Origin of the sequence: Nonomuraea rosea (assembly GCF_039539705.1) — a bacterium.
GTDB lineage: Bacteria > Actinomycetota > Actinomycetes > Streptosporangiales > Streptosporangiaceae > Nonomuraea > Nonomuraea rosea.
The window spans coordinates 123,647-137,806 of sequence record NZ_BAABDQ010000038.1 but is presented as its reverse complement, the minus strand read 5'-3'; the positions used below and the strand labels follow the sequence as shown (position 1 = coordinate 137,806).

Sequence of the window (14,160 nt, the reverse complement as noted above, 5' to 3'; positions counted from 1 at the left end):
AGGTGACGGTCTTCCCCGTGATCTCCGGGACGACCGGCGTGGACCGGATCTTCGACGGTGCCGACGACTTCGACCTCGAACTGCTCGACGCCCGGACCTTCGACGGCCACACGCAGGTGCTGACCTATCGGCCGACCCGACACGGTTGATCGGCGACGGGCCGATCGTCACCCGCTTAGTCGCTCGGAATCTGGCCTGAAGGCTGCGACTGCTGCCACCCGTCACGGCTGTTACTCCACAGCTCAGAGGCATGGTAGGCGAAGCGGTCGAACAGCCCGTCTTCCTGATACCGCCGTAGGTGCAGCATCGGAAAGTCGTGCCCGACGAGCTTGGCCAGGTGTGGCGTGACGAGCATCTCCGCATCGAACCGGAGCACGCTCATGGCGATGTGCTCGTCACCGAACCGGACCTCGACTCCGGGAACGTCGCGTAGCTGCTCGATCTCCGACAGCGTGATCCGGATGCGTGTGGAGACGGTCAGCGGGACGTTCTCCACCTCCTCACGGCGGCGGGTGACGTCGCTCTCCGGGTTGCCGACCAGGAACCGGACCTGGCAGGCCTGCTGTGCCTTCCGCTTGAGGACCTTCGCCAGCCATAGCACTGCTGTCTCAGCTCCTAGTGCCTCTGCGGCGGCCCATTGGTGTCGCATGTGCGGAATGCGCGTTTCGTCCTGGACCCAGCGTTCCACCGTCTTAACGTCCACGCCACATTTATCGATAGCGTGGTTGGTTTGTCATGCCTGGGTAAGCACGCTGTTCTCATGTCCACCGGTAATTTCTTGCGATATTGGGCGTGGCGCTGGGATCGTCCCAGCCGGGGGAGCATGTCGGCGTTGGTGCAGGAGTTGATCTCCAGGCGGGCCGATGCGCCGTGGATTGCGGCGGTGTGGCCTCGGTGCCCCATGCTGCGGCGGTGGATGACCGGGTGGCCAGGGGGCGGGCGAAGGGGTCGCGTCCGCGTATGACGTAGGCCAGTCCTTCGCCGGCGCCAGGTGGTTGCGGGCACAAGGCCTCTCGCTTCTTGCCGATCAGTTTCGGATCAGTTCTGCGCCTTCACCGACGTCCTCGGCTCCTCGGGCGCAAGAGGCGCCTGCGGGGACGCGCCCGCGGACGGCCGCAGGGCCTGGGCGAGCAGCGTGAGTATGACCATCACGCCGGTGATCATCGCGAACGCCGCCGGATACGACAGCCCCCCGGCCACCCACCCCGTGACAGCCGGAGCCACCATCCCCGACAGGTACGTGATCGTGGCCACCCCGGTGATCGCCTCCCCAGGAGACGTGCCCGAGTTGCCCGCCGCCGTGAACACCAGCGGCACGATCACCGCCACCCCCAGCCCCACCAGGGCGAACCCGGCTATGCCGAGCGCCGGCGTGCGGGCCAGGACGACGATGACGCCGCCGAGGACCGCTACGGCCCCGCCTGCCCTGACGGCGCGTACGGGGCCGAGCTGCCGGATGACGTGGTCCCCGAGCAGGCGCGTGCCGGCCATGCAGAACATGAAGATGGTGTAGCCGGCCGCCGCGACCCCGGGACCGGCCTCGGCGACCTCCGTGAGGTAGACGGCGGACCAGTTCGCGCTGGCGCCCTCGGCGAACGTCGCGCAGAAGCCGACCAGCCCGATGGGCAGGATCGCCCGCGAGGGCAGGGCGAAGCGCCGGGGTGCGGGCGCGCCGGCGGCCGGCGAGTCGTCCGCCAGGAGGCCGCGGCCGGCGAATGCGCTCAGCAGGAGCAAGGCCGCCGACATCACGCCGTGGTGGAGTCGGGCGTCGATCCCCGCCTGCGCGGCCAGGGTTCCGAGTCCGCCGGCTGCCAGGCTGCCCACCGCCCACATGCCGTGCAGGCTGGACATGATCGAGCGGCCGAGCCGGCGTTCGAGCACGACGGCGTGGGCGTTCATCGTGACGTCGGACAGACCCGCGGCCGCCCCGAACAGCAGGAACGCGGCGAACAGCCAGACGGGCGACGGCGAGAGCGCGGGCAGGGCCAGGGCCGCGCACCACAGCGCGATCAGGGCGCGGCTGGCGGCGCGGCCGCCGAATCGGTAGGCCAGGCGGCCGGCCATGGGCATGCCGATGAACGCGCCGATCGGCGGGCACAGGAGCGCGAGGCCGAGGAGACGGGGGTCGAGGTCCAACTGGTCCTGGATCCACGGGATACGGGTGGACAAGGTGCCCGCGACGGCCCCGTGCACGGCGAAGACCGCTGCGATGGCTCGATGGTGGCTCATGGGCTGAAAACTATCAGGCAGGGTTCCTGATGAAAAGATGTATCAGGCAGGTTCCCTGATTATTATGGGAAGCGTGAAGACGGCGACCCCGGCCATGGCCCGCGCGATCAACGACCGACTGGCACTCGACCTGCTGCTGGAGCGAGGGCCGCTGAGCGCGCCCCAGCTCCGCACCCTGACGGGCCTGTCCAGGCCGACCGTGTCCGACCTGATCGAGCGCCTCACGGAAGGCGGGCTCATCGCCGCCGCGGGGGAGTCGGGAGAGGATCGGCGGGGGCCGAACGCGCGCCTGTACGGCCTGGTGGCGGACCGGGCTCACGTGGCAGGCGTGGACCTGCGGCGCGAGAGCGTCGCCGTCACGGTCGCGGACCTCACGGGGCGGATCGTCGGCTCGGCCACGAAGGCGGTCGGCGGTGATCTGGTGGACCTCGTGGCCGCCGCCCTCGCCGAGGCCGCAGGAGGCCGCCCGCTCGACACGGTCGTGGTCGGCGCGCCCGGGCTGGTCGCGCCGCGCGACGGGGAGCTGGTGTCGTCCAACGACGTGCCCGGCTGGCGGCCCGGCCTGGTGGCCTCGTGGCGTGAGCGCCTCGGCGTGCCGGTGATCCTCGAGAACGAGGTCAACCTGGCCGCCATCGCCGAGCTGAGCACCGGCGCCGCTCAGGGGGCCGAGGACTTCGTGCTGATCTGGCTGGGCGACGGTGTGGGCGCGGCGATCGTGCTCGGAGGGCGGCTGCGCCGGGGGATGTCCGGTGGCGCGGGCGAGATCGGGTTCCTGGAGGTGGACGGCATCGCCTTCTGCAACCTGGTCACGAAGGCCGTGGCGGACGGGCTCGACCGCGCGGAGCTCGCCGGCCGCGTGGCCAAGGGCGCGTTCGCCTTCGTCACGCTCCTGGACCCGGGGCTCGTCGTGCTCGGCGGCGAGATCGGGCAGGAAGGGGGTGACGGGCTGGCCGGCGAGGTGGCCGCGCGGCTACGGGAGCTGGCCCCGGCGCCCGCCGAGGTCCGTGCCAGCACCGTGGCAGGCAACGCGGTGCTCCAGGGCGCCGTGCTGACGGCCCTCACTCTGGCTCGGGACCACGTCTTCAGCCGCGTCGCCTGAGAGCGCTCTCGTCGGACGGCCTGCTACGTCAGTGCCGTGACGAGGCCGATCGTCAGCGCCGTCCGCTCCGGGATGTGCTCGACCAGCACATGCTCGTGCCGCGCATGCGCCCCGTCGCCCACCGCGCCCATCCCGTCCAGCACCGGCCGCCCGAGCGCCGAGACGAGGTTCCCGTCGCTCGCGCCCCCGACCGCGGCCTCGTCCACCAGCCAGCCGAACTCGCCGGCCACCTCCGTCGCCAGCTTGAACAGCGTCTGCGAGGCGGTGTTCGGGGTCATCGGAGGACGGTTCCACTCCCCGGCGACGGAGATCGACACCCGCGGGTCGGACACCCGCAGGTCGGCGAACACGTCGTCGATCCGCCCCATCTCCGCCACGTCCGTCACACGGACGTCGACGCCGCACGTCGCCCGTCCGGCCGCGACGTTGCGGCCGGTGCCGCCGCCGATCAGGCCGACGTTCACGGTGGTGCCGCGTTCGCGTGAGCCGGCGGCGGCCAGCGTGGTGACGATCTCGGCCAGCGCGTGGATGGCGCTTGCCCCCGCGTACGGATCCAGCCCCGCGTGCGCCTCCACCCCGGTCACGCTCACGTTGAACAGCCCCACGCCCTTGCGCGCGGTCTTGAGCGCGCCGTCGAGCGAGGCCTCGAAGACCAGCGTGGCCAGCGCGTCCTGGCTGGCCGCCTCGATGTGCTCGCGCGAGGCCGGGCTGCCGATCTCCTCGTCGCCGTTGAACAGGAACCGCACGCTCGGATGCGGCAGCCCCAGCTCACGCAGCCCGCGCAGGGCCCAGATCGACTGCACGAGGCCCGTCTTCATGTCGAACACGCCGGGCCCCGTCGCCTTGCCCTCCACCACCGTGAACGGCCACGAGGTCAGCGTCCCGGCCGGCCACACGGTGTCGTAGTGGCTGAGCATGAGCACGGTCCCCGGCGCGGTGCCGCGATAGGTCAGCTCCAGGATGTCGCCGTACTGGCCGCCGTCGTGCAGGACCTCCTCGTCCGGCGTCCCGAGCCGTCCGACGGCCCTGGAACGGATCTCCCGCAGGCCCTTGACCAGCATGGCCTTGTCGTAACTGTGGGTCTCCAGCTCCACCACGGCCTTGAGGTCGCCGAGCATGGCCGGGAGGGCCTGCCGGGCCCAGTCGGTGATCAAAACGAAGATCCTTTCTAGGGTACGGGCGCACCGGGGCCGAGCGGGATGCCGAGCCACCAGAACACGAAGAACAGCAGCGTCCAGACGACGAGCAGGGTGAGGGCCAGCGGGATGGTCATGGAGGCCAGCGTGCCGATCCCGGCCGAGCGCCGGTAGCGCTGCAGGAACCCGAGCGCCATCACGAAGTACGGGCTCATCGGCGTGATCGCGTTCGTGCAGGAGTCGGCGATGCGGTAGAGCGCCTGGGTGTATTCGGGCGGGATGTCGAGCAGCATCAGCATCGGCACGAACACGGGGGCGACCAGTGCCCACTGCGCCGACCCGCTGGTCACCACCAGGTTGATCACCGTCACCACGAGCAGGATGCCGAGGAACACCACGGGCCCGCTCACCCCGGCCGACTTCAGCAGGTCCGCGCCGTTGATCGCGAGGATCTCGCCGATGCCGGTCCACTTGAAGTAGGCCAGGAACTGCGAGATCGCGAAGAACAGCACCAGGATCGGCGCCATCTCGCGCAGCCCGTGGGCCATGAAGCCCGGGATGTCCTTGCTGCTGGTGACCGTTCCCGCGGCTTTGCCGTACGCCCAGCCGACGGCCAGGAACGCCAGCCCGAGGAAGACCGCGATGGAGGTGAGCAGCGGCGACTGCACGATGCTGCCGCCCTCGCCGCGCAGCGGCGACCCGGTGGGCAGGACGGCCGCGACCATCGCGACCAGGAACACCACGAGTGCGATCAGCGCGGCCCGCAGCCCGCGGCGTTCCGCGGCGCTGAGCGTCAGCGAGCCCAGGCCCTCCTCGTCGGCGTCGGGATCGACGGGCAGCGCCTCGACCCGGCGCGCCAGCACGCGCTCGGTCACCAGCGTGATCGCGCCCGCCAGCACCAGGGAGGAGGCCAGCGAGAAGTAGTAGTTGGCCAGCGGGGTGACCACGTACGCGGGGTCGATCGTGTGCGCGGCGGCCGTGGTCAGCCCGGACAGGATGGCGTCCACCGGCGTGACCAGCGGGCTTGCGTCGTAGCCCGCCGAGATGGACACGAACGCCACCACGATGCCGAGGATCGGGCTGCGCCCCACCGCGCGGAAGGCCAGCGCGCCGAGCGGGATGAGCACGACGTACGCGGCGTCGGTGGCCACGTGCGACACCATCCCGGTGAACGCCAGCGCGAACGTCACCCACTTCGGCGACACCTTCGCCACCCCGGAGCGCAGCACGGCGGCCAGCAGGCCCGAGCGCTCGGCGACCGCGACGCCGAGCATCACGACCAGGATCGTGCCGAGGGGCGGGAACGACGTGTAGTTCTTGATCGCGTCGCTGACCATCATCTGCACGCCGTCGAACGACAGCAGGTTCTTGGCCGCGACCGTCTTGTTCGTCGCCGGGTTGACCGCCGACGTCCCGGCCGCCGCCAGACCCCAGCTCACCAGGCCGAGCACCGCGCTCAGGATGACGAACAACCAGAACGGATGAGGCAGTCTGTTGCCCACGCGTTCGATGCCGCCCAGCACGCGCAGCAGCGTGTTCAGCGAACGCGATCCCGTCACGGAGCTCACCGGGCCGCCTCCTTTCCGTATTACGGTCATCCATTACATGGGGTCGGCGCACATCCTGACAAGTCGTAGTTAGGGAAAAGCAGGAGGCGCCGTCGTGAGTCACGACGGCGCCTCCGGCGAGTTTTCGAGACGAGGTCAGTCGGAGACCGACGCGGGCTCGCGCAGCGGCAGCCGCACCTCGAACCACGTCTCGCCGGGCACGGAACGCACCTTGATCTCGCCCCCGTGCCGCCCGGCCACGATCCGGTAGGAGATGTCCAGGCCCAGGCCGGTGCCCTCGCCCACGCTCTTCGTGGTGAAGAACGGCTCGAAGATCCGGTCCTTGATCGAGTCGGGTACGCCGGGGCCGGTGTCGCCGATCTCGACGATGGCCTCGTCCTCGTCGTGCGCGGTGCGGATGGTCAGCGTGCCCTCGTCGCCCATCGCGTCCAGCGCGTTGTGGATCAGGTTCGTCCACACCTGGTTGAGCTCGCCCGCGTAGCAGGGGATGAGCGGCAGCGTGCGGTCGTAGTCGGTGACGATGCTGATGCTCGGGGGGATCTTCCCGCGGAAGATCGCGACCGTGCTGTCGAGCAGGTCGTGCACGTCGATCTGCTGGAACGGCGCCCGGTCCATCTGGGAGTACTGCTTGGCCGAGCGGATCAGCGAGGTGATGCGCTCGGTCGCCTCGGTCACCTCGCTCAGCATCTGCGAGATCTCGATCGCCTCGGCCAGCCAGTGCAGTGCGGCGGGGGTGTGCTCCTCACCCACCTTGGTGCGGATCTTCTCCAGGTCCTTGCCGGAGAACCCGGCGTTGACCAGCGCGGGCGCCAGCTCCCACGCGTCGGTGACGCCCACCTCCTCCAGCGCGTCACCGAGCTCGTCCTCGGCGTCGGACATCTCCATCGGCGAGCGCTGCGGCAGGTTGCCCAGGTTGGCCATGCAGGCCTCCTGCGCCTCGATCAGGGTGCGCAGCTTCTCCGGCGGGATGCCGGCCTCGGCGAGCGCGGCGAGCTGCAGGCGCGAGGTCTTGATCAGCGTGCGCAGCTCGCTCACCGCGCGTACGGCCGCCGCCGCCGGGTTGTTCAGCTCGTGCGTGAGCCCGGCGGTGATCGTGCCGAGCGCGGTCAGCCGCTGCCGCCTGTCGATGATCTCCCGCTGCATCCTGCCGCCGGACATCAGCCCGTCGAGCAGGTGCATCGCCATCGGGAACCACTCGGCCACGATGTAGGCGAACTTCCTGGCCGGCAGCATGAACATCCGCGAGGGGGCGGTCGCGCGCAGCGTGTGCTGGTAGGTGTCGGGGGCTCGTTCGCCCAGGTAGGCCGCGGTGGCACCGCCGTAGACGCCGGGCTGCGAGGCGCGGGGCATCGCGACGGTGCCGGCGCTCACCGTCTCGTTGATCATCTGGATCTCGCCCTCGATGAGCACGGCGAAGCACTCGGCCGGCTCGCCCTGCCGCAGCACGTCCTCGTCCTGCGCGTAGCTCTGCACCCTGCCGCTGCTCGCGAGCTTGGCGAGCTGCTGATCCGTCAGCCGCTCGAACAGGAAGAGCTTGCGCAGTTCGTCGATGTCGATGTTCGTCATTGCTTCTCCAAATAGCGATGCACGAGCGCGACGGCCATCGCGCCCTCACCGACGGCGGAGGCCACCCTCTTGATCGAGTCGGCGCGCACGTCACCCGCGGCCAGCACCCCGGGCACGTTCGTCTCCAGGTAGTACGGCTCGCGCCGCAGCGGCCAGTTACGTGGCCGCTTACCGCCCTGCACCAGATCCGGCCCGGTCAGCACGAACCCCTTCGCGTCCCGCTCGACCGTCTCGCCCAGCCAGGACGTGTACGGCTCCGCCCCGATGAAGACGAACATCCACTGCGCGTCGACCGTGCGCTCCTCGCCCTTCGTCGACAGCGTCAGGCGCTCCAGGTGCCCGGAGCCCCCGCCGCCGACGACGACCGTCTGGGTGTGCACCTCGATATTGGGGATCGCGGCAATCTGCTCGATGAGGTAATGCGACATGGACCTCTCCAAACCATCACTCCTCACCAACAAATGGACCTTGCTCGCAAATCCCGACAGGTAGACCGCGGCCTGCCCCGCCGAGTTGGCCGCGCCCACGACGTAGACCTCGGTGTCCCGGCACGCCGGCGCCTCGGTCAGGGCCGCGCCGTAGAAGACGCCCCGGCCGACGAACTCGTCCAGCCCCGGCGCGTCCAGCCTGCGGTAGGTGACGCCGGTGGCCAGGATCACCGCGTGCGCCGCGATCTCCCCGCCGTCCTTGAACCCGACCACCCGCGCCTGCCCGCGCGGCTCCAGGTGGGTCACCTTGCGCGCGCTCAGCAGCTCGGCCCCGAACCTCAGCGCCTGCCTGCGCGCCCGGTCCGCCAGCTGCTGCCCGGAGACGCCGTCGGGGAAGCCCAGGTAGTTCTCGATCCTGGAGCTCTGCCCGGCCTGCCCGCCCGAGGCGTGCGCCTCGACCAGGACGGTGTTCAGCCCCTCCGAGGCGCCGTAGACGGCCGCGCCGAGCCCGGCGGGGCCGCCGCCGACCACGATCAGGTCGTAGAAGTCGGTGGCGGGCGTGGTGGACAGGCCCACCGTCGTGGCCAGCGTGGCCTGGTCGGGCGACTCCAGCGTGGTGCCGTCGACGGTCACCACGAGCGGCAGGTGACACCCCTCGCCGGCCGCCTTGACGAGCTGCGCGCCCTCCGGGTCCTCCGCCAGCATCCACTGGTACGGCACGTGGTTGCGGGCCAGGAAGTCGCGCACCGCGTACGACTGCGCCGACCACCGGTCGCCCACCACCCGCAGCTCCGACCGCTCGATCCGCTCGGTACGGAGCCACGCGTCGAGCTGGCCGTCGATCACCGGGTAGAACTTCTCCTCCGGCGGATCCCACGGCTTGAGCAGGTAATGGTCGAGATCCACCACGTTGATCGCCTGGATCGCCGCGTCGGTGTCGGCATAGGCGGTCAGCAGCACCCGGCGCGCGTACGGATACATGTCCATGGCGGCCTCGAGGAACTGCACACCGTTCATCTGCGGCATCCGGTAGTCGGCCAGGATCGCCGCCACCTCGTCGCCGCGCAGCCGCATCTCCTTGACCGCCTCGATGCCGTCGCTGGCGGCCTCGGCGCGGACAATGCGGTATTCCTGGCCGTAGCGGCGTCTCAGGTCGCGGGCGACCGCCCGCGACACGCCTGGGTCGTCGTCCACCGTCACGATGACCGGCTTGTCCATGCTGTTACGCCCCTGCCTAGTCAACTGCCTTCTTAGCTGGTCCCTAAGGGAAGGATGCCATGGGGGACGGAGTCGGTGAGCACTCGCTCATATCATGAGCGGATGGGCACACGCGATCGCATCATCGACGCCGCTGAGCAGGCGATTCACGAGTTCGGGATCGCGGGGGCGACGACGAGGCGCATCGCCAGGCAGGCGGGCTGCTCCGAGGCGTTGCTCTACAAGCACTTCGCCGGCAAGGAGTCGCTGTTCCTGGCCGTCCTGCTGGAGCGGCTGCCGGCGCTCCGTCCCGCGCTGACGCGGCTGCAGGCGAGCGTCGGGCAGGGCGACGTGGCCGCGAACCTGGCCGAGTTCGCGGCGGCGGCGCTCGAGTTCTACTCCAAGGCGGCCGCGATCGCCTCCGGCGTGCTGGCCGACCCCTCGCTCCTGGCGGGCTTCAGAACCATGCTGGCCGACCGGAACGCGGGCCCCCACCTGCCGATCCTGGCCCTGGCCGAGATCCTGCGGGCCGAGCAGCAGGGCGGCAGGATCGACGCCGGGATGGACGCGGGCGCCGCCGCCTCGATGCTCATGGGCGCCTGCTTCCACCGCGCGAACCTCGCGTACTACGTGGACCTGCCCGAAGAGGACGCCGCTTGGGCGGCCGGCATCGCGACGACGCTGATCAGGCGATGACGCGGCTCTCCCCGCCGTCCACCAGCATCGAGATCCCGTTCACGAACGACGCCCGCTCGCTGGCCAGGAACGCCACCACGTCGCCCACCTCCTCCGCGCGCCCGATGCGGCCGACGGGCACGGACTCGCCCCGCCGGCTCAGGCCTTCCTCGCCGGCCAGCTCGCGCAGCCTGTCGGTCTCGATCGGGCCCGGCATCACGTTGTTGACCCGGATGCCGTCGCCGCCGACCTCGCGGGCCAGGGTGCGTACGACGCCGGCCACGGCCGGGCGGGTGGCGTTCGACAGCGCCAGGCCGTCCAGCGCCTCGCGGGCCGACCTGCTGGTGATCGTGACGATCCGGCCCCAGCCGCGCGAGCGCATGTCGGGCAGGACCGCGTGCATCAGGCGCACGGTGCCGAGCAGGTTGCGCTGGATGGCGACGTCCCAGCCGTCCAGCCCCACCTCGTCGAACCGGCCGGACGGCGGCCCGCCCGCGTTGGCGACCAGGATGTCGATCGGGCCGAGCACGTCGCGCGTCTCCTCGACCACCCGGCGGGCGGCGGCCGGGTCCTCCATGTCGGCCAGCACGGCGTGCACGACCTTGCCGAACTCCTGCAGCTCCACCACCGCGTCGGCGAGCTTTTCCGGGTTGCGGGCGCAGACGCACACGTCGCAGCCCTCACGCGCGAGGCTCTTGGCCGCCGCGAGGCCGATGCCCGCGCTGCCTCCGGTGACGAGGGCTATCTTGCCCGAGATGCCGAGATCCATAGGGGCGACTATAGATCGTGCGGCGTCTCAGCCCGGTCCTACGCGCGTGAGCTTGTCCGGGTTGAGCACACCGTAGATGTCCTTGATGAGGCCGTCGCGGATCTCGATCACCACGAGCTGGTGGTGCTCGCCGATCCGCGTCCAGATCGCGGGATGGCCGTTGACCTCGATCACCTGCGCGTCCGAGAAGATGTAGCGGAGCACCAGGCCGCGCAGGAAGATCGCCACCTTGCGCCGTCCGATGATCGGCCGCAGCGCCGCCCTGACCTTGCCGCCGCCGTCGTTCCAGGCCACGACGTCCTCGTGGAGCAGCTCGGTGAGCGCGGACAGGTCGCCGCCCTCCGCCGCCTGGATGAACTTCGCCAGCAGCTCGGTGTGGTCCTGCGCCGACGGCTGGAACCTGTCGCGCCCCTCGGTGAGCCGCACCGAGGCCCGGTGGTGCATCTGCCGGGCGTTGGCCACCGAGACGCCGACGATCCCGGCGATCTCGTCGTACGGCAGCTCGAACGCCTCCCGCAGCACGAACACCGCCCGCTCGGGCGGCGAGAGCCGCTCCATCATGGTCAGGGTCGCGTACGAGACCGTGTCACGCAGCTCGGCCGTGTCCAGCGGCCCCGCCTGCGTCGTCGTCACCGGCTCGGGCAGCCAGGGCCCGGTGTAGGCCTCCCGCTTGACCCGGGCGGAGCGGAGCTGGTCGAGCGCCAGCCGGGAGACCACGGTCAGCAGGAAGGCGCGCGGCTCCCTGACCTTGCTCCGGTCGGTGCCCTCCCACCGCAGCCACGCCTCCTGCACCACGTCTTCCGCGTCCCACATGCTGCCGAGCAGGCGGTAGGCCAGCCCGAGCAGCATGGGCCGCAACTCCTCGAAGTCCACGGCCTGCATCATGCCCGTTCTCCCGCGAAGGACGAGTGCCGGGGCCGCCAGTTGAGCTGCAGCCGCGCGCGGCAGTTGTCCGCGCCCCTGAGCCTGGTCATGTACGCCACGCCAAACCCGCCCACGATCATCCTGGCCAGCCAGGCGGGCACGTGCCCGGGCTCGGGCGCGCCCAGCGCGGCCGCGTACGCGGGCAGCCACTCGCTCAGCTTGACGGGCGTGTCGTCCACGATGTTCAGCACCCCGGAGACGTCCCGGTCGAGCGCCGCGACCACGGCCGTGGCGGCGTCGTGCGCATCGGTGAACGACATCACGGACCCGCCGTCGCCCACGATCGGCATCTTGCCCGCCAGCACGGCCCGCGTGGTCGAGCCGTCCTGGTCGTAGACCGAGCCGGGCCCGGTCAGGTGCCCGAACCGCAGCACCAGCCCGCCTGCCCCGATGACCTGGCGCTCCATGGCCTCCAGCGCCGCCACCACGGGTGCGAACCGCTTGGGCGCGTCCCGCCACAGCGGCGCGTCCTCGTCCGCCGGCCCGGGACCGGGCGCGTAGGCGTAGGCCAGCCCCTGGGCGATGAACCTGGCGTCCGGGGCCGCCTCGATGAGGTTCGCGGTGGCCTCGGTGCGCAGCCGGTTCGTGAGCGCGAACTGCCGGTCGATCCTTCTCGGGTCGATCGCCTGCGGGATGGCCGTGAGCAGGTGGACCACGGCGTCCGGCGCGACCTGCCGTACCGCGCGCAGGGTCGCCGCGCGGTCGAGCGCGTCCACCCGGACCTCCGCCCCCGGCGACCTGGACAGCCCGATCGCCTCGTGACCCACCGCTCTGAGCAGCGGGACGAGCTGACGGCCGATGACCCCCGAGGCTCCAGCGACCAGAACTCTCATGACCTCACTCCTTCTCTGTATGGCGACAGGACGGGGCGGCCAGGGCGGATGTGACAGTTCATGGGTAGAAATGGCGCGGTAAGCATGATGAGGTTGGCAAGTGGCGAGAAATCTGATCCTGTCAGGAGGGTTGTTCCACGACTTCGCCGCCACGTCGGCAGCACTGGCTGAAGTGCTCGCCGAGGCGGGGGTCGAGTCGGAGATCACCGAGGACATCGCGGGTGCGCTGAGCGAGCCGTCGGAGGTCCAGCTCATCACGGTCAACGCCCTGCGCTGGCAGATGACCCAGGACCGCTTCGCCGAGCTGCGGCCAGAATGGCGCTTCGGCTTACCGGCACAGGCCCGCACCACGATCCTCGACCACCTGGACCGGGGCGGCGGCCTGCTGTGCATGCATTCGGCGTCGATCTGCTTCGACGACTGGCAGGGCTGGCCACGCGTCCTGGGCGGCTCCTGGACCTGGCCCAAGTCCCACCACCCGCCGCTCGGCTGGACCGGGGTGCGGATGCACGGGACGCATCCGGTGGTCGCCGGACTGCGGGACTTCGACGTGGTGGACGAGGTGTACAGCGACCTGGACGTGCTGCCGGACGTCGAGCCGCTGGCGTCGTCGAACGGCCAGCCGCTGATCTGGGCGCGGCCGGTGCGGCGGGGCCGGGTCTTCTACGACGCGCTCGGCCACGACACCCGGTCCTACGACAACGAGGTACACCGCACGCTGCTCCAGCGGGCGGCGCTGTGGCTGCTGAAACGGCCGGTCACGATCACGGAGTGATCCGCGGCGCGTGTCCGGAACCTACAAGACCGAAGGCCGCCGATCTGGGCACGATGACCTCATGAACGTGAACCTTTCCGTGATCCCCGGCTTCCTGGCCGGGTACGCGCGTGTTCTCGACCGCCGCCGCTACGACCTGCTCGTGGGCGGGGGCGATGCGGCGGGTGTGCTGGCGGCCCTGGAGGGCTACCGGAACGCGGACGGCGGTTACGGCTGGGGCCTGGAGCCGGACCTGCGCTCTCCCGAGAGCCAGCCGGGGGCGGCGCTGCACGCGTTCGAGGTGTTCGAGGAGACCGGCCCGGTCACCACGCCCCAGGCCGCCGCGCTGTGCGACTGGCTGGACTCGGTGACGCTGCCGGACGGCGGGCTGCCGTTCTCACTGCCGCTCACGCTGTCCGACGCCACCGCGCCCTGGTGGTCGGGCGGCGCGGCGGACACCTCGTCGCTGCAGATCACCGCCGTGTCGGCGGCGGCCGCCCATCGCGTCGCCGCCCACGACTCGGCCGTGGCCGCGCATCCGTGGCTGGCCAAGGCCACGCGCTACTGCCTCGACACGATCTCGGAGCTGGAGGAGATGCCGCACGCGTACGTGCTGGCGTTCGCGGTCCGGTTCCTCGACGCGGTGTACGACAGCCAGCCGCGCGCCGCCGACCTCCTCAAGCGGCTCGGCGCCTACATCCCGGAGGACGGGCGGGTCCGCGTCGAGGGCGGCACCGAGAACGAGGCGCTGCGGCCCCTGGACTTCGCGCCCTACCCGGGGCGGCCGGTCCGCGACCTGTTCGAGCCCGACGTGATCGCCGCCGACCTGGTCAGGCTGGCGGGGGAGCAGCAGGACGACGGCGGCTGGGTCGTGGACTACGCGCGGATCTCGCCCGCGGGGGCGCTGGAGTGGCGCGGGGCCATCACGGTGCAGACCATCGCGATCCTGCGCGCGAACGGCGTCATCTGAGGCCAGCGTGAG

General features: G+C 70.9%; 13 protein-coding genes. 4 read left to right on the top strand and 9 right to left on the bottom strand.

Going from position 1 to position 14,160, the window contains the following annotated elements; translation table 11 throughout:
- Window positions 1-175 precede the first annotated feature (175 nt).
- Both ABEA43_RS52050 and ABEA43_RS52045 read right to left on the bottom strand, forming a co-directional pair.
- On the bottom strand, window positions 176-688 hold the full coding sequence (locus tag ABEA43_RS52050) for a hypothetical protein (RefSeq protein ID WP_345573869.1): 513 nt from the start codon (window positions 686-688) through the stop codon (window positions 176-178).
- Window positions 689-1,038: 350 nt separating this feature from the next.
- On the bottom strand, window positions 1,039-2,229 hold the full coding sequence (locus ABEA43_RS52045; protein WP_345573867.1) for an MFS transporter: 1,191 nt from the start codon (window positions 2,227-2,229) through the stop codon (window positions 1,039-1,041).
- 73 nt (window positions 2,230-2,302) lie between these two features.
- On the opposite strand from ABEA43_RS52045, the gene ABEA43_RS52040 reads away from it, so the two are divergent.
- Complete coding sequence (locus tag ABEA43_RS52040) at window positions 2,303-3,328, top strand: ROK family transcriptional regulator (RefSeq protein WP_345573865.1); 1,026 nt, start codon at window positions 2,303-2,305, stop codon at window positions 3,326-3,328.
- A gap of 23 nt (window positions 3,329-3,351) precedes the next feature.
- Here the strand turns inward: ABEA43_RS52040 and ABEA43_RS52035 are convergent, their stop codons facing one another.
- The 4 genes from ABEA43_RS52035 to ABEA43_RS52020 all read right to left on the bottom strand — a co-directional run bounded on the left by ABEA43_RS52035 (window position 3,352) and on the right by ABEA43_RS52020 (window position 9,244).
- Complete coding sequence (locus ABEA43_RS52035) at window positions 3,352-4,482, bottom strand: M20 family metallopeptidase (protein ID WP_345573863.1); 1,131 nt, start codon at window positions 4,480-4,482, stop codon at window positions 3,352-3,354.
- Between the two features lie 14 nt (window positions 4,483-4,496).
- Complete coding sequence (locus ABEA43_RS52030; RefSeq protein ID WP_425570580.1) at window positions 4,497-6,062, bottom strand: AbgT family transporter; 1,566 nt, start codon at window positions 6,060-6,062, stop codon at window positions 4,497-4,499.
- A 105-nt stretch (window positions 6,063-6,167) separates the two neighbouring features.
- Window positions 6,168-7,598 (bottom strand): ATP-binding protein, encoded by a 1,431-nt coding sequence (locus ABEA43_RS52025; RefSeq protein ID WP_345573859.1) that lies wholly within the window; start codon window positions 7,596-7,598, stop codon window positions 6,168-6,170.
- Window positions 7,595-9,244 (bottom strand): NAD(P)/FAD-dependent oxidoreductase, encoded by a 1,650-nt coding sequence (locus tag ABEA43_RS52020; RefSeq protein ID WP_345573857.1) that lies wholly within the window; start codon window positions 9,242-9,244, stop codon window positions 7,595-7,597. Before ABEA43_RS52020 ends, ABEA43_RS52025 begins: the two co-directional genes overlap by 4 nt.
- A gap of 102 nt (window positions 9,245-9,346) precedes the next feature.
- On the opposite strand from ABEA43_RS52020, the gene ABEA43_RS52015 reads away from it, so the two are divergent.
- Window positions 9,347-9,919 carry a TetR/AcrR family transcriptional regulator gene (locus ABEA43_RS52015; protein ID WP_345573855.1) on the top strand — a complete coding sequence of 191 codons (573 nt, stop codon included), beginning with the start codon at window positions 9,347-9,349 and terminating at the stop codon, window positions 9,917-9,919.
- Here ABEA43_RS52015 and ABEA43_RS52010 read toward each other — a convergent pair.
- The 3 genes from ABEA43_RS52010 to ABEA43_RS52000 are packed head-to-tail and all read right to left on the bottom strand — an operon-like array spanning window position 9,909 to window position 12,424.
- On the bottom strand, window positions 9,909-10,667 hold the full coding sequence (locus ABEA43_RS52010; protein ID WP_345573853.1) for an SDR family oxidoreductase: 759 nt from the start codon (window positions 10,665-10,667) through the stop codon (window positions 9,909-9,911). The genes ABEA43_RS52015 and ABEA43_RS52010 overlap by 11 nt on opposite strands.
- Before the next feature lie 27 nt (window positions 10,668-10,694).
- Window positions 10,695-11,552, bottom strand: a complete 858-nt coding sequence (locus tag ABEA43_RS52005) for an RNA polymerase sigma-70 factor (RefSeq protein WP_345573851.1) — start codon at window positions 11,550-11,552, stop codon at window positions 10,695-10,697.
- Window positions 11,549-12,424 (bottom strand): NAD-dependent epimerase/dehydratase family protein, encoded by an 876-nt coding sequence (locus ABEA43_RS52000; RefSeq protein WP_345573850.1) that lies wholly within the window; start codon window positions 12,422-12,424, stop codon window positions 11,549-11,551. Before ABEA43_RS52000 ends, ABEA43_RS52005 begins: the two co-directional genes overlap by 4 nt.
- A 100-nt stretch (window positions 12,425-12,524) precedes the next feature.
- Here ABEA43_RS52000 and ABEA43_RS51995 point away from each other — a divergent pair, with 100 nt between their 5' ends.
- Window positions 12,525-13,199, top strand: a complete 675-nt coding sequence (locus ABEA43_RS51995) for a ThuA domain-containing protein (RefSeq protein WP_345573848.1) — start codon at window positions 12,525-12,527, stop codon at window positions 13,197-13,199.
- Between the two features lie 61 nt (window positions 13,200-13,260).
- Complete coding sequence (locus ABEA43_RS51990) at window positions 13,261-14,148, top strand: hypothetical protein (RefSeq protein ID WP_345573846.1); 888 nt, start codon at window positions 13,261-13,263, stop codon at window positions 14,146-14,148.
- Window positions 14,149-14,160 lie beyond the last annotated feature (12 nt).

Excerpts from the sequence above, each read along its gene's own strand:
- ABEA43_RS52025 (WP_345573859.1), bottom strand. The coding sequence starts at position 7,598 with ATGACGAACATCGACATCGACGAACTGCGCAAGCTCTTCCTGTTCGAG.
- ABEA43_RS52005 (WP_345573851.1), bottom strand. The coding sequence starts at position 11,552 with ATGATGCAGGCCGTGGACTTCGAGGAGTTGCGGCCCATGCTGCTCGGG.
- ABEA43_RS52020 (WP_345573857.1), bottom strand. The coding sequence starts at position 9,244 with ATGGACAAGCCGGTCATCGTGACGGTGGACGACGACCCAGGCGTGTCG.
- ABEA43_RS52030 (WP_425570580.1), bottom strand. The coding sequence starts at position 6,062 with ATGACCGTAATACGGAAAGGAGGCGGCCCGGTGAGCTCCGTGACGGGA.
- ABEA43_RS52000 (WP_345573850.1), bottom strand. The coding sequence starts at position 12,424 with ATGAGAGTTCTGGTCGCTGGAGCCTCGGGGGTCATCGGCCGTCAGCTC.
- ABEA43_RS52015 (WP_345573855.1), top strand. The coding sequence starts at position 9,347 with ATGGGCACACGCGATCGCATCATCGACGCCGCTGAGCAGGCGATTCAC.
- ABEA43_RS52045 (WP_345573867.1), bottom strand. The coding sequence starts at position 2,229 with ATGAGCCACCATCGAGCCATCGCAGCGGTCTTCGCCGTGCACGGGGCC.
- ABEA43_RS51990 (WP_345573846.1), top strand. The coding sequence starts at position 13,261 with ATGAACGTGAACCTTTCCGTGATCCCCGGCTTCCTGGCCGGGTACGCG.
- ABEA43_RS52010 (WP_345573853.1), bottom strand. The coding sequence starts at position 10,667 with ATGGATCTCGGCATCTCGGGCAAGATAGCCCTCGTCACCGGAGGCAGC.